The sequence below is a fragment of the Alkalimarinus alittae genome (assembly GCF_026016465.1).
Taxonomy (GTDB): domain Bacteria; phylum Pseudomonadota; class Gammaproteobacteria; order Pseudomonadales; family Oleiphilaceae; genus Alkalimarinus; species Alkalimarinus alittae.
Genome location: NZ_CP100390.1, coordinates 1,292,598 through 1,313,643 on the forward strand (window position 1 = coordinate 1,292,598; position 21,046 = coordinate 1,313,643).

The 21,046-nt window shown below is 42.4% G+C and carries 23 protein-coding genes; 16 read left to right on the forward strand and 7 right to left on the reverse strand.

The window, feature by feature from the left end; translation table 11 throughout:
* The first annotated feature begins 69 nt into the window (after positions 1 to 69).
* From NKI27_RS05695 to NKI27_RS05705, 3 genes are all read left to right on the forward strand, one after another.
* Entirely contained in the window at positions 70 to 1,491 is a 1,422-nt protein-coding gene (locus NKI27_RS05695) for an HlyD family efflux transporter periplasmic adaptor subunit (RefSeq protein ID WP_265048721.1), read from the forward strand.
* Entirely contained in the window at positions 1,488 to 3,584 is a 2,097-nt protein-coding gene (locus tag NKI27_RS05700; RefSeq protein ID WP_265048722.1) for an HlyD family efflux transporter periplasmic adaptor subunit, read from the forward strand. The genes NKI27_RS05695 and NKI27_RS05700 overlap by 4 nt, the downstream gene beginning before the upstream one ends.
* A 458-nt stretch (positions 3,585 to 4,042) precedes the next feature.
* Positions 4,043 to 4,780 carry a DsbA family protein gene (locus tag NKI27_RS05705; protein WP_265048723.1) on the forward strand — a complete coding sequence of 246 codons (738 nt, stop codon included), beginning with the start codon at positions 4,043 to 4,045 and terminating at the stop codon, positions 4,778 to 4,780.
* A 110-nt stretch (positions 4,781 to 4,890) separates the two neighbouring features.
* Here NKI27_RS05705 and NKI27_RS05710 read toward each other — a convergent pair whose 3' ends face one another.
* Positions 4,891 to 5,388 (reverse strand): DUF2894 domain-containing protein, encoded by a 498-nt coding sequence (locus NKI27_RS05710; protein WP_265048724.1) that lies wholly within the window; start codon positions 5,386 to 5,388, stop codon positions 4,891 to 4,893.
* A gap of 123 nt (positions 5,389 to 5,511) precedes the next feature.
* Between NKI27_RS05710 and NKI27_RS05715 the strand changes: the two genes are divergently transcribed.
* Complete coding sequence (locus NKI27_RS05715; RefSeq protein ID WP_265048725.1) at positions 5,512 to 8,514, forward strand: Tn3 family transposase; 3,003 nt, start codon at positions 5,512 to 5,514, stop codon at positions 8,512 to 8,514.
* A gap of 16 nt (positions 8,515 to 8,530) precedes the next feature.
* On the opposite strand, the gene NKI27_RS05720 is transcribed toward NKI27_RS05715, so the two are convergent.
* The 5 genes from NKI27_RS05720 to NKI27_RS05740 form a co-directional block, all read right to left on the reverse strand.
* A complete protein-coding gene (locus tag NKI27_RS05720; RefSeq protein WP_265048726.1) occupies positions 8,531 to 8,878 on the reverse strand; it encodes a hypothetical protein in 348 nt (115 codons plus the stop codon).
* A gap of 144 nt (positions 8,879 to 9,022) precedes the next feature.
* On the reverse strand, positions 9,023 to 9,292 hold the full coding sequence (locus tag NKI27_RS05725; protein ID WP_265048727.1) for a hypothetical protein: 270 nt from the start codon (positions 9,290 to 9,292) through the stop codon (positions 9,023 to 9,025).
* Between the two features lie 94 nt (positions 9,293 to 9,386).
* On the reverse strand, positions 9,387 to 9,896 hold the full coding sequence (locus NKI27_RS05730) for a PD-(D/E)XK nuclease family protein (protein WP_265048728.1): 510 nt from the start codon (positions 9,894 to 9,896) through the stop codon (positions 9,387 to 9,389).
* A complete protein-coding gene (locus tag NKI27_RS05735; RefSeq protein WP_265048729.1) occupies positions 9,889 to 10,299 on the reverse strand; it encodes a CFI-box-CTERM domain-containing protein in 411 nt (136 codons plus the stop codon). The genes NKI27_RS05730 and NKI27_RS05735 overlap by 8 nt, the downstream gene beginning before the upstream one ends.
* 3 nt (positions 10,300 to 10,302) lie before the next feature.
* Positions 10,303 to 11,712 (reverse strand): fused MFS/spermidine synthase, encoded by a 1,410-nt coding sequence (locus NKI27_RS05740; protein ID WP_265048730.1) that lies wholly within the window; start codon positions 11,710 to 11,712, stop codon positions 10,303 to 10,305.
* 571 nt (positions 11,713 to 12,283) lie between these two features.
* Here NKI27_RS05740 and NKI27_RS05745 point away from each other — a divergent pair.
* The 4 genes from NKI27_RS05745 (at position 12,284) to NKI27_RS05760 (ending at position 13,683) form a co-directional block, all read left to right on the forward strand.
* Positions 12,284 to 12,550, forward strand: coding sequence for a hypothetical protein (locus NKI27_RS05745; RefSeq protein ID WP_265048731.1), 267 nt, complete (start codon positions 12,284 to 12,286; stop codon positions 12,548 to 12,550).
* A 57-nt stretch (positions 12,551 to 12,607) separates the two neighbouring features.
* Positions 12,608 to 12,751 carry a hypothetical protein gene (locus NKI27_RS05750; protein WP_265048732.1) on the forward strand — a complete coding sequence of 48 codons (144 nt, stop codon included), beginning with the start codon at positions 12,608 to 12,610 and terminating at the stop codon, positions 12,749 to 12,751.
* 270 nt (positions 12,752 to 13,021) lie between these two features.
* A complete protein-coding gene (locus NKI27_RS05755) occupies positions 13,022 to 13,321 on the forward strand; it encodes a hypothetical protein (protein WP_265048733.1) in 300 nt (99 codons plus the stop codon).
* On the forward strand, positions 13,321 to 13,683 hold the full coding sequence (locus tag NKI27_RS05760) for a hypothetical protein (RefSeq protein WP_265048734.1): 363 nt from the start codon (positions 13,321 to 13,323) through the stop codon (positions 13,681 to 13,683). The genes NKI27_RS05755 and NKI27_RS05760 overlap by 1 nt, the downstream gene beginning before the upstream one ends.
* A 377-nt stretch (positions 13,684 to 14,060) precedes the next feature.
* On the opposite strand, the gene NKI27_RS05765 is transcribed toward NKI27_RS05760, so the two are convergent.
* Positions 14,061 to 14,402: a hypothetical protein gene (locus NKI27_RS05765; protein ID WP_265048735.1), complete on the reverse strand. Its 342-nt coding sequence runs from the start codon at positions 14,400 to 14,402 to the stop codon at positions 14,061 to 14,063.
* A gap of 61 nt (positions 14,403 to 14,463) precedes the next feature.
* On the opposite strand from NKI27_RS05765, the gene NKI27_RS05770 reads away from it, so the two are divergent.
* The 8 genes from NKI27_RS05770 to NKI27_RS05805 all read left to right on the forward strand — a co-directional run bounded on the left by NKI27_RS05770 (position 14,464) and on the right by NKI27_RS05805 (position 21,046).
* Positions 14,464 to 15,417, forward strand: a complete 954-nt coding sequence (locus NKI27_RS05770) for a recombinase RecT (protein ID WP_265048736.1) — start codon at positions 14,464 to 14,466, stop codon at positions 15,415 to 15,417.
* Positions 15,418 to 15,498: 81 nt separating this feature from the next.
* Complete coding sequence (locus NKI27_RS05775; protein ID WP_265048737.1) at positions 15,499 to 16,506, forward strand: lambda-exonuclease family protein; 1,008 nt, start codon at positions 15,499 to 15,501, stop codon at positions 16,504 to 16,506.
* Between the two features lie 157 nt (positions 16,507 to 16,663).
* Positions 16,664 to 16,903, forward strand: coding sequence for a hypothetical protein (locus tag NKI27_RS05780; RefSeq protein ID WP_265048738.1), 240 nt, complete (start codon positions 16,664 to 16,666; stop codon positions 16,901 to 16,903).
* Between the two features lie 318 nt (positions 16,904 to 17,221).
* Positions 17,222 to 18,187 (forward strand): CbbQ/NirQ/NorQ/GpvN family protein, encoded by a 966-nt coding sequence (locus NKI27_RS05785; protein ID WP_265048739.1) that lies wholly within the window; start codon positions 17,222 to 17,224, stop codon positions 18,185 to 18,187.
* Complete coding sequence (locus tag NKI27_RS05790; protein ID WP_265048740.1) at positions 18,184 to 18,993, forward strand: hypothetical protein; 810 nt, start codon at positions 18,184 to 18,186, stop codon at positions 18,991 to 18,993. The genes NKI27_RS05785 and NKI27_RS05790 overlap by 4 nt, the downstream gene beginning before the upstream one ends.
* Positions 18,994 to 19,057: 64 nt before the next feature.
* Positions 19,058 to 19,357 carry a hypothetical protein gene (locus tag NKI27_RS05795; protein ID WP_265048741.1) on the forward strand — a complete coding sequence of 100 codons (300 nt, stop codon included), beginning with the start codon at positions 19,058 to 19,060 and terminating at the stop codon, positions 19,355 to 19,357.
* Positions 19,358 to 19,480: 123 nt separating this feature from the next.
* The gene (locus NKI27_RS05800) at positions 19,481 to 19,879 is read left to right on the forward strand and encodes a hypothetical protein (protein WP_265048742.1); all 399 of its coding nucleotides are present in this window, start codon (positions 19,481 to 19,483) and stop codon (positions 19,877 to 19,879) included.
* Between the two features lie 231 nt (positions 19,880 to 20,110).
* Positions 20,111 to 21,046, forward strand: coding sequence for a DUF3150 domain-containing protein (locus NKI27_RS05805; protein ID WP_265048743.1), 936 nt, complete (start codon positions 20,111 to 20,113; stop codon positions 21,044 to 21,046).

Below are 21,046 nucleotides of genomic sequence, written 5' to 3' on the forward strand. Positions count from 1 at the left end.
TACATAGGGTGTTGGGTTTGAACGAATACTTTATCTCTCAATCAGCGACGCTTTAAAAAAGTTACCTTTATGAATAAAGAAAAACCTTCAGCAGAAAAAAAAGCGTCGGCAACTAATCAGCAAATTAAAACCAGCCGCACTCCAGCACAAAACTCGGCAGAACAAACAAAACTATCGGTGTTACTGCACCTAGAAAAACGTGCCTTGGCTGCGCAAAATAACCAAGCATTAAGTTTTGTGATCGCGAATGAAACACATCTGTTAACGCCATATCGGCAGTCGCTGATAATGGAAAAGAATATTGGTGGTCAATTTATTCTGAGCCAAGCCTCAGGCTTAGCTCATATCGTTGAAGATTCTCCTTTTTCCATTTGGTTGCAATCGATGGTTGCCAGTTTAGATCTTGATGGCCACGAGGCTAAGTCGATACTGGTGCAAAGTGAATCTATTAGAGAAGATTTGCAGCCGGGCTGGCTGGAGTGGTTGCCAGAGCAGTTGTTAATTATCCCTGTGCTCGATAGCGATAATAACGTCGCCATGATAGTGCTGTATGCGCGGGAACAAGCCTGGTCGCCTTTAGACTTAGATTTACTGCATCGGTTACACGACTGTTATGCGTATTGTTATCGGGCCATGGATAAGGGTGAAAATAACCTCGCCCGAAAGCTACGACAATTCATTAGCACTGGCCGTTTACGCTGGGCGGCAATGCTGATAGTACTGGCTTTGTTTATTCCTGTTCGACTTTCAGTACTTGCCCCAGCTGAAGTTGTGGCCTTAAATGCCAAAGCAGTAGCTTCGCCTATTGATGGTGTTATCGGAGAAATTTATGTGCAGCCCAATGCCGTGGTTAATATCGGTGACGCGCTATTTTCACTCGATGATAGCGCACTGCAAAGCCGAAAAAATATCGCCCTAAAGGCACTCGTGATCGCAAGGGCCGATGCTTTGGTAGCAGAGCAGCAAGCGTTTAATGATTATAGTAGTAAAGCAGATTTGGCATCAGCGTTGGGTAGAGTCCGAGAAAAAGAAGCTGAGCTTGGAGCTGTTGAATTACTGCTACAGCGCGTCACCGTAAAAGCTGATCGTAAGGGCTTAGCGATATTTGCTGATAAAAATGATTGGATCGGTCGCCCTGTGCAAGTGGGTGAGCGTATTATGCAGCTTGCCAGTGCTGAAGATGCGGGTATTGAAATTTGGCTACCCGTAGCTGATGCTATCAACTTGGATATTGGTGCACCCATTCGTGTTTTCTTACACACGCAGCCCTTGTCTCCCCTAGACGCTCGTTTATTACAGACTAGCTATCAGACTAGCCAGAGCCCCGAAGGTGTTTCATCCTATACTTTGTTTGGCCATTTTAATGCTGAAAACAATCTCCCCCGCTTAGGGCTTCGTGGTACCGCGCGCATTTCATCTGATTGGACAATCTTAGGTTACTACCTGTTTCGTCGTCCCATTGCTGCCCTGCGTGAGTTTACCGGTTTATGAGCGGCGGTTTTCCTGCACTGCGTGAAGAGCTAAAACTTTTACCTGCGGCGGCCAATAACGACGGTTCACCAGCTTGGATGATTTTAGACCCCATTATCAATCGCTTCTATCGCATTGGTTGGTTAGATTTCGAATTACTACTGCGCTGGGGGGTAGGACAGGCCAACATATTATTAGAGGCCGTTAATCGAGAAACAACCTTGCACGTTGATGAGACTGACATCGATAGCTTGATCGTTTTTTTACAGCAGCATAATCTGCTTCAGGCCACTAACTCGAAAGCCGCTAATGATTTACAACAGCGCGCAGAAAATCAGAAGAAAAATACTTTTCAGTGGCTGTTGCAGCATTACCTGTTCTTTCGTATACCGCTAATCAAACCACAACGCTGGCTCAAAAATACCTATCCGTATATTGCATGGTTATATTCAAAAGCGACCTTGTTTGGCCTGGTTTTTTTTGCTTTCTTGGGCGGCTACTTAATTAGTCGTCAGTGGGACACCTTTACTGCAACGCTCATCAATCAGTTGGGTTTTGACAGTATTTTTGGTTTTGCTATTGCCCTCATTATTGCAAAAGCTTTGCACGAATTAGCACATGCTTATACCGCCACTCGCTACGGTGTTCGAGTTGCACATATGGGTGTGGCGATGGTGGTGATGTTCCCAATGCTTTACACCGATACCAGTGAAAGTTGGAAGTTATCAAATTCGAAGCAGCGAATGGCTATTGCTAGTGCGGGTATTATTGCCGAGCTTGGGCTGGCAATCATTGCCACGCTGGCTTGGTGTTTAATGTCCGATGGCGCAGTTCGAGAAGCTATGTTTTATCTTGCCACTACAAGCTGGGTGCTCACGTTGTTGATCAATGTTAGCCCCTTCTTACGCTTTGATGGTTATTTTATTTTGGCAGATATACTCGATATGCCCAATCTTCACGAACGTTCAGCGGCCATGGCTAAAGTCTGGTTGAGGCGAGCATTGTTTGGCATCGAAGACGATTGGCCTGTCACCGAGCAAACCAGTTGGCGGCCTTGGTTGATCGTTTTTGCGCTATTGACTTGGGTTTATCGTTTTTTTGTTTATATTGGTATTGCTCTGCTGGTCTATTTTTTCTTTTTTAAATTGGCGGGTATCGCGCTCTTTATTATTGAGCTTTTTGTTTTTATTGGCAGGCCGGTATTGGCCGAGCTGACAGTCTGGTGGCAGCGGCGTAACGAGATGAGTGTGACTAAGAAAAAACGGTGGTTAATTGTATTTATCGCGCTTTTATTACTGGTGATGATTCCTTGGCATACCAGCATTTCAAGTATTGGCTGGGTTCATGCTGCGCGTCAGCAAGTGATCTTTTCACCGTTGGCTGGCCAGTTGCAACAATTACCCTCGACCCAACAGACCGCACAAGGCGATACGCTTTTTGTTTTGACCTCACCCGAGCTGGCGCATTCTGAACAGAAAGCACGGACTATGGCTGAGCACACTTGGCGCCAGCTCAATGGCTTAATAGGGATTAGCAATGGCGAGCAGCAGCGCCCTGGTTTAATGTCTCGCTATGAACGCTACTTAGCAGAGGCCAAGCTCTATCAACAGGAGCAGCAGCGGCTGGTATTAAAGGCACATTTTAGCGGTAAATTATTTGATATTGACCCTTACTTAGCTAAAGGTGTATGGGTTAAATCACATCAACCGCTGGCTATGTTAGCCGATGATAGTAGCTGGATAGTTGAAGCTTATCTCCCTGAAAATGACATAGGGCGAGTGACGGAGGGTGCTCAGGCACGAATCAAGTTAAGAGAGCAGAAACCGTATTTTATAAACGGCGTTGTCGAAACTATTGATGTATCGCCGCTGGCTCATTTACCACACCCCATGCTAGATGCCACGGCGGGCGGTCCTATTAGCACCACCTCTCATGGCAAAGATAAACGCCAACCACAGCAAGTTTTATTTCGAGTTAGAATCCGTTTGCTTGAAGCTCCACACTCAGTTCGAATGGGCTTAGCCGATGTTACCGTACAAGGTGAGGCGCGTGCCTGGTTGCCTGATAAATTGAGGGCAGTAGCGGCAGTGTTGATTCGAGAGAGCGGCTTTTAATTGTTCTCGTTTGGCTAACAGACCGGTTTTCGTGAACAACGATAAGGACTGATTAGTGGTAGGGCAGTTACCGTGAAAAACAGATTAATGCTAGTCCTAGCATACTCCTAAGCAGTCTATCGATTATACGGTTAGATAATCGACAGGCGAATAAATCAAAGGCTTATTGGTGATCCTCGCTTTACGATGCAGCTAGCTCTAGGTTAATCGTTGATAGCAATTAATTATTAACCAATTTTAGAACGTCTTTCTTTGGCTGTTGTTAAAGTGACTGTTGTTAAAGTGATTGTTGATTGCCGTTTCCACAGCGGGGTAAAAAGAAATTTCTAATCTGCCGAACTAGTCGTTTATTGTTTATAGTAAGCGAAGCAAGAATGAGCGCCTAGTGCTGTTTTTAGTGCATGGTGAAATTGGACAGGTTAGCGTGCTCTAGCAACTACTCGAAGGAGTTTCTGATTATGATGAAGTGTGACCCCGTTACAGGCGCCTGCCTGCTACCCGATCAAGACCAGCCTGACGATTCGTCCCTGCCTGCTAAGCATAAAGGTTTGGCTGTTCGCTATATTGGTGATCCGATGTGCTCTTGGTGCTGGGGTATCTCTCCCACCGTCCGCGCAATAGAAGTTTTTTGTGAAGCGCAAAGTATTGAGTTCTCTATCACCATGGGTGGTCTACGGGCGGGCGGTGGTGAGTTGTGGAATCCAGCGTTTAAGGACTTTTTGCGCAATGAGTGGCAGCACATCGCTGAAATTACTGGGCAGCCTTTTGGCTTCACGCTATTGGAAGCCGCACATTTTGATTATGATACCGAGCCCGCCTGCCGAGCCGTGGCGACGGTGAAATTACTTCAGGTAAGGGATGTCCTCCCGGCCTCAATCGTATTGGCATTCTTCTCGGCGGTTCAGCACAAATTTTACGTTGCAGGGCAAGACCCTAAAACCGTAGATTACTATGCCAGTATTTGCGCCAGCTTATCACTGGATTTTGATCAGTTTCGCACTGTGTTCGATTCGCCAGAAGCTCTGCAAGCGGTTCAGCAGGAGTTCGCTCGCTGTCGACAATGGGGCGTGCGCTCTTTTCCGACGCTGCTGCTAGAGCGCGATGGCGAGACAGTGCCGCTGGCCGCAGGCTATGTCACCGCAGAGAAAGTTATCTCTCAATTACAGCAAGTTATCGCCGGTCGATTGGCTTCATAGCCTAGCTATTTCTAAATAAAGAGGCGTGCCCCGCGCCCTTAGGTGCTGGGTTTTTTAGGTTGAAGAGGCATTTGGTGTGGTCCATGACTGGCTCGATGGATAGCCTCTACCTAGCTGGCGGGCTCCGCTTGGTTAGGCTTTTTGCCTTTAGCTATTTCCGCCTGTTGTTTTTTCACCGCCTTGTTTCGTTGTTGATCTGCCTGCTGCAGCCACAGCAGCGTATCGACATAACCAATAAAACGATTTAAGTAGCGCGGTGAAATGTCTTTTATTCTTGATAGCGAACCACTGGCTAGCCGTTCGGGATTGAGTGGGCCAGGATTATCGGGGCGGTTATTGATAGCTTGGGTGGTCAAGTTGTCGATATGACGTTTTGCCCAAGAATCTCTAAATAATGCGATGGATTTTAATTCGCCAGCGGCTGAGCGTTTGCTGGAACTGCTAACGTTCCCGACAAGCGATGCGCTGGCCGCGGCCTCTTGTTGACTGAGTTGTTGATTGAGACGAGAGCCCTGTGACTGTGTTTCTGGGGCATGATCTTGCAGTAGACTTTCGGTTAGTTGTTGTAGTGGGTTGTGCTGGCGCTGTTGTTGGGGTTCTGGGGACATCCCCGCCTAATGTAACACTTATCGCTACAGCCCACGCTTCATAAGGTCTCCAGAGGTGCCTTAATTTTCAAAATCGCTGCAATATCCCAATTATAGTAGTATTCCGGCTTTTGCGAGAAGCCCATGCCTAATTCAAAACGCCTGACCATACTCCACGAAGCAGAAATTAACGATTTATACGGCATTCCCAGCCTATCACTGGAAGAAAAGCGCGTCAGCTTTGCACTAAATGACTTGGAACAAGACGTTATTAAATCCATCAGGGATCGAAAGCATAAATGCTATGCCATAGCACTTCTCTGCTATTTTAAAATCAAACCGATTCAACTCAACCCACCTTACAAGGAATTGCAGGAAGACCTGGCCTTTATCGCTGAAGAGTATTTCCCTAAATTTAAAGTCCCTCGCTTCAGTGTTAGTCGTATGCAAAAAGCACGTATCTACGACAAGATTTTCAACCTGCAGGACTTCAAAGCATGGGATGTAGAGCAACATCAGGAACCTCTCATTACCTATTTGCAACAGGTTGCCAAATCCTGGATTGAACCACGATTTTTATTTGATGCATGCACCGAATACCTTGCTCGAAATCATATAGCTATCCCTAAATATACCGTACTTCAGCGAATTATCAGCCAGGTAAGCAAGCAGGAACGTAAGCGACTTTCTGACACATTAAAAACAACTATGTCAGATGAATTAGCTTCTAACCTCGCTAATTTAATCGATGGAGAAGGCACACTAACGCTCAAAGAACTTAAACAGGCTGCCAAAAGTTTTAATGCCCCTGAATTGGAAAAAGAGTTGAACGTTAACAAACTCATTCAGCCCTGGATGGATGAAGTGAATCAGGTAGTCTCTGCTCTAGCACTATCACAACAAAACCAGCTGCATTATGCGGCGATGGTTGATTACTATTCTATTACTAAGCTTAAACGCTTTGACAGTGTCACGCAGCAGCTCTATTTACTTTGTTATCTTCAGGAGCGCGCACAAATCAATATTGAACGTTTGGCCGATGGGTTTATCTACCACGTTCGAAAATTGCGTGAAAAAGCCAAAGAGTACGCCAAGGAGATGGCCTATAAAGATTGGGAAGGTGCAGTATCAAATATCAGCAAAGCCGCTGACTTATTATACTTTTATATTGACGATGATATTGATGATCAGGTGTCGTTTCGACAAATAAAACAACAGGTACAAAGCTTACTTGGAGCGCGAGAAATAGAATCACTGTGCTTGTATCTGAAGAAACAAAAACGCACGAAAAATGATTACATCTGGGAATTTTATGATAAACAGCGTGAGCTTATTAAACATTTAATACGCCCTATATTTTTATGCCTGACCTTTGAAGGGTCAGATAAAACACAGGCTTTATCTGCACAATTAAATGGAATGAAAGAAACATTGTTAGACTCTGGTGAATTAGCGTCTACAGACCGACGGTTAATTTCGTCTAAGCAACAATTGTATGTGATCGATGCAGATAACAACGTATTTCCTGAACGTTATGAGATCATGTTGTATTTAGCAGCTCAAAATAACCTTGATGGGAAACTATTTATACCGACGGCCATTAAATATCGTGCATTACATGATGACCTTGTTGGAGATATCCCTTGGGCACAGAAAGACAAGCTACTTAAAGGTTCCATGCTAGACAGCATGAATACCGAACCTGCCCAGCTTGTGAACTCAATGGAACAGAAAATGAATGATAAGCTGCAACGAGTTTGCCAGCGCATTGACGATGGTGACAATCAAAATGTGATACTGCGTAATCGCTCAGGAAAGACGCAATGGAGGTTGCCGTATTCAGGAACAAAATCGGCTTTAAACAACCCCTTTTTTGATCGCATGAAACCGATTAACATTGCCGATGTATTACGCTTCGTGCATCAGGAAACAGGCTTTTTAAAGCACTTTGAGCATGTTCGTCAGGTACAGTCTGGACAGAGCGATCATTTGAATGACTTGCTGGCAGCAGTCATTGGCAATGGTACTTATTACGGCTTACATGGTATGGCCAGTATCTCTGACCGGTCATATGATCACCTACGCACAGTACAGGCCAATTATTTGCGGCCTGAAACGCTCAACCTCGGCAATGATGCAATTAACGATGCGACGGCGAAATTAGCCATCTTCAAGCATTACAATATCCAGGAAGGACTCATTCATGCCAGTGCCGATGGGCAGAAATTCGAATCGCGGTTAGAGACTTTTAAAACCCGCTATTCATCTAAATACTTTGGCACGAATAAAGGACTGACATCGATGAACCTGATTGCCAATCATGTCGCCTTGAATGCCCAGATTATTGGTGCCAATGAACATGAATCACACTTTATTTTAGACCTGCTTCATAACAATACCTCTGAAATTAAGCCGGATATATTATCAACGGATACGCACGGGGTTAATCATGTGAACTTTGCTTTGCTGGACCTGTTTGGCTATACCTTTGCGCCGCGCTATGCTCAGTTTGGAACAGTGATATCAGATCTTTTTGATGTGAGTGAGGGAGAAGATAATAAGGCGACCCTATCATTGAAAAAGCCTATCAATACAGCACTGATCATCGATGAGTGGGATACTATTCAGCGCATTGTTATATCGCTACAGCAGAAGACTATAACGCAGGCAACACTTGTTAGAAAGCTTTCTGGTTACAGTCAAAACCACCCCTTGCTGAAAGCGTTAACTGAATACAATCGTATGCTCAAGGCCATGTACTTACTGGACTATATTGATGATGCTAGTTTAAGAACTTATGTGCAGCGAGCATTGAATCGCGGAGAGGCTTATCATCAACTACGTCGTGCCATTGCTCATGTGAATGGTAACCGTTTTCAAGGAAAATCAGACGACCAAATCGTTTTGTGGAATGAATGCGCTAGGCTGTTAACTAACGCCATTATTTATTTTAACTCACTGATATTGACGCGGTTACTCGAGCATTTTGAGGCGGAAGGTGACGACAAGAAGCTCGAAATTATCAAGCAGGTATCACCAGTGGCTTGGCATAATATCAATTTGAATGGGACTTACAGCTTCAGCTTTGAGCACAATTTACTCAATTTGGATGAGATTATGCAATCAATAGTGCAAAATGAAAATTAAGGCACCTCTGGAGACCCTATGAGGCGTGGGCTGTAGCGATAAGTGTTACATTAGGCGGGGATGTCCCCAGAACCCCCTGTTTGACCTGCGGCAGGCCTGCCAGCTTTTCTTCAGCTTGACAAGGTGCAGAAAGTACAATAGTTGTTTTTGTTTTATCAGAGTCTCCCTCTCGATATGCTGGGGTGGTTTTTGTCTCAGTCCTTTTCTTTTTTGCAGGACTAACTGGACTAGTTTCTCTTGATGGCTGAGTTTGATTATTTTCGCTATAACCTCGATTCTTTAGCACACTCTTTGCAATAGAGCTTTGCGTGCTACTCCCTGATTTCACTTTTTTAAGCAATTCCTTATCAGACCATTTAGACATCTTTCGCTCTTTATATCGGTGAGACAACCGCAGGCATAGTAACCAAATTTCAAGGCTACCAGTATGGCAACCCACTTTAAAAAGATACAGATAATCGCATTAAAATTGCTATTACATATCACAAAACTGTAGATATTTGGGGAGTTAATTAAAGCACTTATCTGTAGCTTCTGGTTTTCTCCATTCTTCGCGTTCCATGACTTTAGCGATCCCTGCCCCCGTATAACCACTTAACCAAGCTCTATGTAGGTTGTTTTTAGCAATTAATTTTCTTACTACTCTGGGAATTAACAAGCTCTGGTAACCCAAGTGGAAGAAAAAATCATACAGGTTTTCTGAGCATGATAGACACTGCTTTAGTCGACGCGTGTAATATCTTTTTCTTTTGACCGTTAACGTTTTATTGTTCAGCATAATAGTCTCTTCATACAGTTAGCTACCAGTATTTCGCGGACTTACAATCCAGCAACTAGGGTCAGCGTCGACACATCAATTGTATTTTTTAAATCTATGAATGACTGCAAGAATGATTAAACGCACAACTTCTACATTTAAACTTATTCGGCCATGCTTTGAGTGCAGTACCTCTATGAGCGCTTCGTGTTATATCGACATACTGCTTAACCTCGTCAAATAATGCCTTGTCACTTGAAGGGAGATTAATATATTGATCTTTTGAACCCGTTTTAATGAGAATACGAATGACCTTATACCCCTCTCCACGAGCGGCTAAGGCTGCAGTTTTGGCTTGAACAATATCACTTTGATAAATATTGGTGCCTTTACGGCTTTTATACTCAACCGCTAAAATTCCACCCTTTATTTTATACATGAGGTCTGGTTTACCTAAGACTTCAAAAACTCGGTTAAAGAAAGGATTTGTTTTACGTCCTTTATCGACCCATATTAATTTACCCTCAATCCCTAGCTTGTTTCGGCTAAGCATCTTCCCCAGTAATGGAAAAATAAAAGAGAGTAGGGCGATAGCTATCAGCCCAAAAAGTAGAGCATCAATCATTGTTCTTTGCCTTATCTAGCTTTAACACTAAGCCGTTAACTACGTAGAGCAAAGGCTTATTAAGCGCAGGGAAGGCGCTAGCGACACTAATTAATAGCGGCGATAGTCGATAATAGACATTTATAAACACCTTACCTGGCAGGTTATTCTTCAAATGCTGATCTCGAAAACCTCTTAATAGCTGAGTACGGCGGTCATCTACACCATAAAGGTGTGAAGCCACATAGCATCGCTTATCTTCTGCCAACTTATTCAACTGGTCGTGTCCAGCATCCCCTTTAATCCGAGCTGCTTTAGCTTTGTCTGAAACCTTAGCTCCCTTTTGGGCTAACTCTAAATAATGAGGACAAAACGCCGCGCGGCCTACTTTGCTAGCAGAAACCCAGTTACTTTGTTTTTTCATTACTCACTCTTCCCATTGTTTTGTTTTCATGGACGCAATGTAGCCGTCAACCGCTGCCTTGGTATTGTTGTCTCGATAAATCTCTGTGACTGTCTGGTTGTTCTTTGAGCAGTAGTAAACGATGTTTACTAGCTCATCCCTAAACTGCGTTAAGTCCGTTATGCACCGAGAAAGAGCTGATCGAATAGTCTTGTCCATGTTGGCTGAATAACTATCATTTAGCATGGGGTTCGCTGCAACATTAAGAATTACCCTGCCATTATCCTTAATCCTTGATTCAACTAAAGAAAAAAATTCGAAAGTCGATGTGTGCATAGGGATAGTTGCAGCATTAGAGTAGAGATCTACAACAATCGAGTCCCACTTTGCTTCCTTGTTGGCTAGCAAAAAGTTTCTTGCATCATGAGCTATGAATTGCCCACTGATGGGCTCACCAAGAAAAAGGTCTTCTGCTACAGGCTTAATTTTTGAGTCGATATCAATATAAGTAAAATGGGCTCCATTTTGGGTTTCTGCGGAAAGAGTGAACCCCCCAGCCCCTAATACAAGGATCTCTTTATTAGATGCGTCATCTGAAAAAATGCCGTCTTTGATCATTTCAATGTAAGGCCACCCTTTACGGTCCTCTTTGCCAATAAAAGAAGCGCTGCTTCGATTAATAATAAAACGTTTCCCCTTTGGATGGTCGGCCACGTTGAAATTAGAGTACGGCGTTGTTTCAGCAAATATGCTGTTACTCACTTTTATGTTTAGAACGTAGGTGATGGACAATGATATAAGCGCAATAGCGATAATAAATTTAGATTTTGTCGATTGCCAATTCAAAAGGAATACTAAACAGCTAGCCAGAATGAGGCAGTTGATGAAAATTGAGTAACCAACCCCAAGAAAATACATGATGACTAACGAGGTCAGAAGGCATCCAAGCACGTTACCTACAGTACTTAGTGCGGTTGCATTTCCTGCGGCTTCGCTCTTGTTCGTATCCTGGTTGGACGTGTGTAATAACAGTGGAACGGTTTGCCCTAGAAAAAACACTAATGGAGACATGATTAATAAACAGAACGCAAATAGATGAACGAGTGGGTTGTGCAGGGTAGGGATTAAGGGTGTCATCTCTATAATGGTTTCGAAAAATAAATTGACGAAAACATATGAAAGGCCAATCCCAAATAATGAGATGCTGAATAATAAGTTAATAATTAATGTTCTGGAGTAGGCTGCACTACTTTTCTTCCCTCCCCAGTAGTAACCCAAGGCCAGTGCGCCTAAGAAACAGCTAATTACAATAGATGTTGTCAGCACGGAGCTTCCAACGTAAGGCGCTGTCTGGCGTATTGTAATCATCTGAAGACCGCTGCTAGCTAACCCTTCCAGAAGTAAAATCAAAGCAGCCTTATACTTAAGCATCATAGAAACAACCACAAAAAACAAAGAGGCTGGAAAAGTACCTTTTCTGCTTTATACATACCTCATAGAAAGGGTCAAAGATCAGATACCTTTAATTTTTCTTGCGGGTTGATGTGATTTATTGTAATTTCCTAAATGTACCTTAGGGTACAGCGTAAAAATGCCACAATGAGTCAGGAAGCAGGCATTGACCGATATAGGTTTGACTCAAACTCCACAATCCAATCTTTCTATACTCTTCACTACCCCCTTAATCTAATAGGTCTGTCGACCTGTACCCTCTATTTTTGTATCTATAACTCCCACAAAATATCTACTACGTCGCTTAACTGTCACTGCTTAATGGCCGTTTGATTGACGAACCATTTTTATTTAATCACCCCCAAAAAGACGATTTAGTTTGTTCTCCTACTGGTTGAGTACAAATCCAATCGCCTTTGGCGCACCTGATTCTTGTTGTTATTGCATTTGCAGTAGCACTTGATTAGTTCCCTCAATTAGCCATGAAACGGGAATGGACACTGCGGTGTTTGGCTAAAACTCAACCAATTTCGAAACAATAGGAGATACAACTATGTTCGATGATCTAGAAATAATCTATATGCGTGCGTACAAATCCTTAGGGGTTTGGCGTATTGCTAAAAGACTGTGCCTTGGCTACTTGTCTGTTCCTACCGGGGTAACCTTATGGAATGTTTTTGAAAAAGAGCCAATTAATATAGCTATTGCATTGAGCATGATTACTGCTTCATGCATTGCTCAACTCGTCGTTGAAAGCAAAGTCGCTCACTACGAAAGTATGGTGAAATTGCTGGAGAAAAAGCTTGGTAGTGCACCTTAAACTTACCTGTGTTGATTTTTTGATCACATAGGTACAGAATAAAAGGAGATAATTACCATGAGTAATATGATGATTGAACAAATAGCTATTTTCACATTTCTGTTAGTGGCAACCATACTCGCTTTTGCATGGTTTGATACTAGAGCAGAAAAAAAACTTATTCGAAATATTAAGAATAAGAACCATCTTAACAGCCATTAATATTGGCTCTTTAAGTTAATCCGTATGCTCTAATCCATTTAGAGCATCGTTAACTTATGCCTCAAGATATGTTTTTACATTTCTGAAACCCCCTTAGAGCAGCATAACTATCTAGTTTCGCGCTCAATCGTTTCGAACTATAGATCAATCTTTTGATCCTATCCTATGTGATAAGGGTTGCTTTTGTTTGTTCGAAATTCCTCAAATCTCGTATGTTGCTGCATTTGCAATAACACTTGATAAGTTCCCTCAATTAGCCATGAAACGGGAATGGACACTACTGTGTTTGGCTATAACTCAACCTACAAATCAAAACATGGAGAATCAATAATGTTTGATTTTATTGCTCACGTAGCACTTAACAACCGAAAGAATAATATTCAAGAGGCTGTTAATAAATCAGTAGAAAAATCCCATTTGGGGAAATTCATAGTCTGTATTACCCGTGCTAAGAATGTTCTGATTCTTTCCGAATATTCAGCTCAGGTTAGAAATGATATTACCGGTATTGTATTTGATACGGTTAACGGTTATCACCTGTCTAGCACGAACACTAAAGGAGCAATCTAATGACTTTTTTCAGTCTTTTTTTGGGTGCTCTCATTTGTTTCTTTTTCACATCGTTGCTTGCTAAGGTTTTTGAATACGGTTTCGCCTTCGGCGATAAATCAGTGGGAGCTACACTAAGGTATGGCCCTGCTATCCTTAAAAAAACGCTTAAACTAAGCTTAAACCTACTTGTAATATGCCTCGGCTTTCTACTCGGTATGACCAAAAAAATAGGTCATAAATTGAATAGAGATGGTGATGTGATTATTACGGAGCTCAATACCTCCCCTGAAGAATTATTACGGGATGTTAACCAAAAGATAATCAATCCCCATAGGCGCTCGCCTGTTCTGATTGAATATCCCTCTCAACAAAATAAATAGGCGATACATCGCGTATCAAAAGGCTATATTAATTGGCCATATTGGCTAAATTAAACAAAGCGACAATCAATATCAGCAGCATCAATCACACCCACCGCAACAAGCATTAGGGCGTGCTTTTAATGATGATATAGATTTCTAGAACGGCTTAACCAATAACCCCGATGGGACTTTACCCATCAAGGGCGAGTCTCATCATTTTCTAAGGTAAATGAATATGGGATTCGCAAGAAAAGAAGTGTACTACTGGTTGGAAACGGCAACTACCAAGCAATTAAAAAGCATGCTTGATTCATTAGGCGCCTATAACAATCTACTATCCTGTAAAGAGCAGCTAGCCTCATCGAAATGGTTTCGTACCAAAATCATTGAGGAAATTAATGCTCGTGAGGAGGCTGGACAACGCTAAAAATTGTCTTCTTCTTTCTCAACTTTTCAAGTAACAAATTAGTTTCATCCTCTGAACCACAAATGATTGATTGTAATGCCTGCCATTCCAATGTGTTCGGCTTATCTCTCAAATGTTTGTCGGCTTCTTCGCGCAAATACTCAAGAAAATAAGGGCTTGCTGCCTCTCTTGCCTTGATGTACTGCGCATAAGTTTTGATTGACCTGGCTTCAATACCCGCCTTTGCGAGTAATGGTTCCTGACTTTCAAGGCCCACTTTTGTAAATCGAAAATTTCCGTTGTTATCAACGATGTAATCTTTGCTTTGCATATATCTCAACCTCTATGGGGAGCTTATACCCCATATACTCAACTAGCAACTGGAGCAATCTATGACGTCTACTCAAGCAGTAGCGACGATGGACTGGAAAACAGCAATTTCAACGTCTGAGTCTAAGTTTAAAGAATTCAATACGTTAGACTTTTCTCAAGAGCAGATCTTTGCGACCCAGCTAATGAAGAACAATGACTATCTTCTTCAAACCGCAAAGAAAGACCCAACCTCACTTAAATTGGCATTGTATAACGTAGCCGCAATTGGACTTTCGTTACATCCAAGTAGTGGGCTGGCGTATCTTATTCCTCGCAAGGGGAAAATAATTGTCGATATTTCATATCGAGGTTTAATTAAACTTGGTGTTGAAAGTGGGGCAATTCGTTGGGCAAAAGCAGAGTTAGTTTATGCTCAAGATAGCTTTACTTACCACGGTCCAGCAGAAAAACCGACTCATAACTACGATCCGTTTGAATCAAATCGTGGTGAGCTTAGAGGCGGGTATTGTATTGCTGAATTAGCCAGTGGCGGATTCTTGGTTGAAGCTATGTCGAAAGCTGACATGGACAAAATCAGAAATTCATCTGAAGCGTTCAAAAAGAAATCTGGCCCCTGGGTAGAGTGGGAAGACCAGATGCAACTTAAAAGTATCGTAAAACGTGCTTACAAATGGTGGCCCAGTTCTAACTATCGAATGGCTGAAGCCGTTCGAATTCTTAATGAAGATAATGAAGAAGGACTGTCTAGCATTAAAGAATCGGTTTCCACTGTTGTGTCATTACCTGAACCACCAAGACCTGAAGATGTTTCAACTAAAGTCGTATCTTTCGTGAACCAACTGGTTGTACGAGCGATCGATACGGGTGCTTATGAAGCGTCCAAAGAACTCGCTAGATCCAGGCTAACAAACCTCAGTGATCTTTCATACGCGTTAAATGAGATAGGTAGGGCAGCAACAGATCAAGGTCAATATGACAACTCTGTTGTAGCTGAAATCATGCCTAATTCTTAACTTTATTTCGCTATAACCAAACCCGAAGGGAATAATATCATCCCATTGGGCTGGTGTTATTTTTTTCTTAGGGAGGATTTTATGCCAGCTAAGATGATTGTAGTAAATCTTTCTCAAGGGACTGATGAATGGCTGAAATGGAGGTCTGGTGGCATTACCGCTACAGACATCATCATCATTCTAGGATTAAGCCCTCATAAGACTCGATGGCAGCTTTGGGCAGAGAAAGTTGGTCGCATTAATGCGCCTGATATATCAAAAAACCCGAATGTTATAAGAGGAAATAGACTGGAGGATGATATTCGCCTGTTAGCGGAAGACCGCTATGGTGACATTCTACTGCCTATATGTGGTGAATTTGGTGAATGGCCTATTCTTCGTGCGAGTTTTGATGGTTTAGATACTGCCCTCAAACCGTATGAATTTAAAGCCCCCGCCGATTCAACCTACGAAACTTTAGAACAAGAAGGTGTCAACGCCAGCACTTACAAAATGTATGAAGCGCAAGTTCATGCTCAATGTGTTGTTGCCGGCAAACGAGAAGGCCAGCTTATTTTCTATAAAGAAGATGGCAAAGATCTGGATTTCACCGTAACGCTTACGAATGAATATGCAGAACACATCATTAATGAAGCTAAAATCTTTTGGCAGATGGTTGTTAAAAAGAAGCCGCCGGCACTTGACCCAGAAAGAGACTGGTTTATACCCGAAAAGGGTGAGACTTGCTTTATATGGGAGACCAAGGTTGGAGCATGGTGTATGAACAATCATCGCATCAATACGTTGAAAGCTGAACTTATTGCGCTGCAACAGGCGCAGGAACCTCTACAAAAAGAAATTATCCAGTTAATGGGGCCATATTATCAGGCCGACATTGGTGGTGTGAAAGTTTCCAGATTTACAAAGCAAGGAGGTATTGATTACAAAGAGTTTCTTAAAGACAAGTTTCCGGGTCAGGATTTATCTGATGAACTTGAAAGCTATAGGAAGTTATCTCGTGAAGAAACCAGGTTTACTAGGTCTTCTGATGAGCTTGTTAACCGTGAAGAGGGAGAAGTTATTACCTCAGTGAAAGCCGCTTACTTTTAAAAGTACAGGTTTAACAAAAAATAAAGAAGTCTACGTGTAGCGCGCTCTCCAACTGGAGGCGGGCTCACAGGCTTCCCCTAAATGCTTTATGTCATATGAGAGTGTTTAGGGGAGCCTGTGAGCTTCAAATCCAGTTAACTTATTGTGGAGAAGCGCTATGGCTTACCAAAGAGAAATACATTTACCGGCTGATTCGCAAGTTAATGCCGCAATATCAGCTGCTATTGACGACGCAGACAAACTGGCTAAACGAAGTGGCTGTAAAATGACAGTGGTTCGCACACTGAATTATGGAATTTGTGTTTACCCTGACTTTAAAATGATTGTATGCAAACACGAGATCGTAGAAGAAATCTACAACACTGAAAACGGTTTCAAATTCGCGGAAACGGGATAAATACCGGTGCCATGAAAAACAAACGATATTTGTAATAAATATGATTGAGGTGAGTGCAATAATTGTACTCACCTCATCTATAACGACTCAGCTGGAGTCGCTATAGATGAGGTGATGAAAGCAAGATTAAGTAAAAGAATTTTTGCTCGTACTTAGTGCGACAAAATAAGTGTCCATCCTAGATATTGAAACGGACACAACGGCTGCGGCTGTATATCTAAACTAAAAAAATAATGTCATGCCAGTAGGTCATCATCACCTACTGGGTGATTGATGTATCTATTGGTTGACGATAACTCAACTCAATGGAATATAACTATGTTCAAACGCGACCAAGCTCTTGCTGTACGCACTATTTTCAACCTTGATGTACCTGTAGAGGTAATCACTACTGGTTTCTCTGATACTAATAATCCTCATGTACCAAAAATAAATGAGGGGTATATTTTTAGAAGAGAGACTCTACGCGACATTTTGTCTTTTCTGGATGATCCAGATGAAGATGGACTGTTCTTTGCTGGTCACTACGGTGCTGGTAAAACAACCCTTCCTTACCAAGTAGCCGCAAGGCTCAGCTGGCCCATTCAATCTCTTACGGCGCATAGTCGTCTGGAGTTTGATGACCTAATGGGTACCTGGAAGCTCGTTAATGGTGTTATGGAATTTCTACACGGCCCATTAGCTATTGCTATGCGTGAAGGTCACCTTTTCATTTTGAATGAGATTGACCGCACTGATCCTGGTCAGCTTGCTGGTTTGCATGATGTTCTTGAAGGACATCCTTTAGTTATTGCAACTAATGGTGGAGAGGTTATACGCGCACATGAGAACTTCCGATTCATAGCAACAGGAAATAGCTTAGGTTCTGGAGACAGTACTGGGCTATACCAAGGCGTTAACCAATTGGATATCGCTTTTATGGATCGCTTTAGAGTCGTTGAAGTTCAATACCCCACTGAGGATATTGAAATGGCAATTCTCGAAAAGAAAACACCTGACCTACCAGAAGAAATTCGAAAGAATATGATCAAAGTTGCAAATAAAATACGCAACCTTTTCATTGGTGGTGAGGAAGTGGCAACGCCTCTAACGATTACAATGTCTACAAGGGCTTTGTGTCGCTGGGCTAAGTTAACACTGGTGTTTCGCAATGCGCCTAATGCGCTTTCGTATGCTTTGAATCAGTCCTTGCTTGCAAAGGCTGAACCCGAGCAAAAGATTGCCATTGAGCAAATTGCTAAAGATGTGTTTGGTGAAAACTGGACTCAAAAGGATGCAGCATGAGTAATGACATAGCTGTTTTTCACTTTGCAGATGATCGCTCTGATAAAGTCTGGGCAATTGACTCAACGATAAATCAATCAGGGGAATACACTGTTTGGTATGGAAGAAATGGCAGCAAGCTTCGCCATGATTCCGTGTCAATTAGTCCTGATCGAGTGGCTCGTATAAACGAAAAGCTGAATAGTGGGTATGTACGACTGAAGGATAGAACCATAGATGCAGAAACTTGCAGAATGATCTCTATTCATCAGGAAACTGAAACCACCGATTCTCTTCCTACCTCTCTGTGGTATCGAATTCATGATCAAGTCAGCCTAGCTGATATGAGTGATTTTTTGAAATCCACAGTAAGTAATCTTGCAGCTTATGATAAAAGGCAGTCTGAGTACCTTCAGGCGACCCCAGTTTATAAGTTGTTGCAGTTTGGTAATTCGAATGGATGTGCAGAATATAAAGAAGGCCCTCTGGGTGTTCTTTTGCTTTTCGCGCTTCGCCGCTACTTTCAGGAAAAGGTCGAACATCTTTTTCATAGTGGTGGGTTAGTTCAAATTGCCGACGACAATAACAATATGTTGCCTGATCGTTTTGAAGATCTAGGTGATTATATTACAGATAGTTGTAGACAATTGTTTAATGAGCTTGGATTTGATGATGAGATGTTCATTCTTCCCACTGCAAAACCTGTAGGCATGGAGCACTATTCATCCATTAAAACAATTAAACAACTAGCAATAGCCATGGGCTGTATTAATGCACCAATTGATTTGTCTGTTCTGCAGATAGAAACAAAGGCCGCATTTTTTTAGCGCATTTAAGAGAGTTTTTCTTTCTTTTCTATACCAACGAACAAGACAACCAGGGAGCAATATTATGTTGTCATTGATTCAACGAGTAGGAGAACTACTTATACAAGTTGAGGTTAATCGAAGCTTGGGCGATAAAGAACGAGTAAGTGATTTGTATCTGGATGCTTATGATGAAGTCTTCAACGCAGGGTTAGATGCTTGTCTAATGGATAAAACTAAAAAGTATGGAGTGTTTTTATTCCACTACCCAGAGTTTGTTAAACCGTGGGATGACGGGTACAACGAAGGAATGATTCGCATCTCTAGAAATGGATGTGGATATTGCCAAGACCCAACTAGCCATATTTGCCCTTATCACGGGTAATACGACCTTAATGGGCTTCTGCCTGTTTATCTAATTTCTTGTCGATCCTAGACAAGAAACTTAACCCAAAGGGAAATCAACCCTTTCGGGTCGGTTTTCCTTATAAATACTTAGGACAACCTTATGAACTTTTCTTTTGGCAAGAGAACCTTCGGAATCGACCCTGAAGATACTTCTGTAACCTTTGAAGTATGGGTTTCATTGTCTGACATTGACCCTTACAAAAGTGTTGGACTTATTCGAGTTGACCTGGATAAAGAAAATAATCTTATCGTCGGATTTCTAAACGAATCTATTGACGAAGCAATGCAAGATGCCTTGAAGGATGAGGTCATGAACTATTCCGATACTAGTGGATTGTATGCAAATCGTAACGGTATTAAGGACATGCTATTGACCCAACGTAAAACGGTCTTATGGGCAAAAGATAGTGAATACGGGTTGGAGGAGTGCTGTAGCGTTTGTAACTATGTGGCTCCCTCATATTCACCGACTTTCTGTCTTTCTTGTATACCAGAGTGAAATTAGGACTGACTTAATTTCGTTTAACCTAAGCAGGCTTAGCTTGTTTATCTATACCTCTTGTCGATTTCAGACAGGAAACTCTTCGCCCCACCGGTATAAAACTAAATGAATCAACCCGTTTGGGTTCGTTTCTCTATCTCGTCCGTCGATTTCAGGCAGGCACACTCAATAACGTCTTTTTAATAAGGCTAACTCTACGCACCATCTCAACTTAACTAGGAGATACACATGGAATTCATCCATGGAACCACACTCGTCCATTTAAAAATCCGTTGCTGGTCAGGGGAGAAAAAAGCCTCACGTGATCATGATATTAAACTGGGCTTAAATGGCGAATTACCACCTCAAAAACTGCTTGATTTAGGCAGAAAGAAAATCTTTCCACCAAAGGCGTTTGATCCATTAGCAAGAGAACGTAAAGCGGCAGAAAGAGCGTGTTTATCAATTGGTACGCGTTTCATGGGTGGCTATGCCATTCCAGACGAAGATGTTGATGAGATCGTTATAAAACTAGATAGCATTAAAGAAAAGTTCCGGTTGGCATTGGCAGATTTCTTGTCTGATTTTGACCGGAACAAAGAAGATTGGCTATCGGATAATGTCGAGTTTGCTCATATTATCCGTGACCAAGTTCCTGATCGTGAAGCGGTTGAAAAATCGTTCGACTTTTCTTTTACGCTATACAAAATGCAACCTGTTGAAGGTTTTGAACCTGATGCAGATGACGTTGCTAATCAAGTCTTGCATGAAATTGGAATGACCTGCAAAGAGATGTCTAATCGCCTACTGGATCGTAAAACAGCCATAAGTGGTAAGAAACTCAAAGAGCAGGTTGAACCTCTCATCAAGAAACTGGACACCTTGTCCTTCGGAAATGGTCGCATTTTAAAAGTACTGAATGAATTTCGTGCACTGCACAATTCAGTACCGCTAGAACGCATCGATCAGGACCACCCAAGTCATAGCCAGACAGTGCTGTTTCTTTCAATGTGTGCGGATAGCGAAAAGCTTGAACGTATTATTGATGGACAATTATCAGTGGCGAAACTGATCCAAAGTTCACAGCCTCCAGCCCCATCACAGGACGCGGTAGGAAGTGACTTATCAACAACTAAGCCTGCGGCTGCAATGAGTTCTATTGCTTCAGCTGGCGCTTACTTCTAG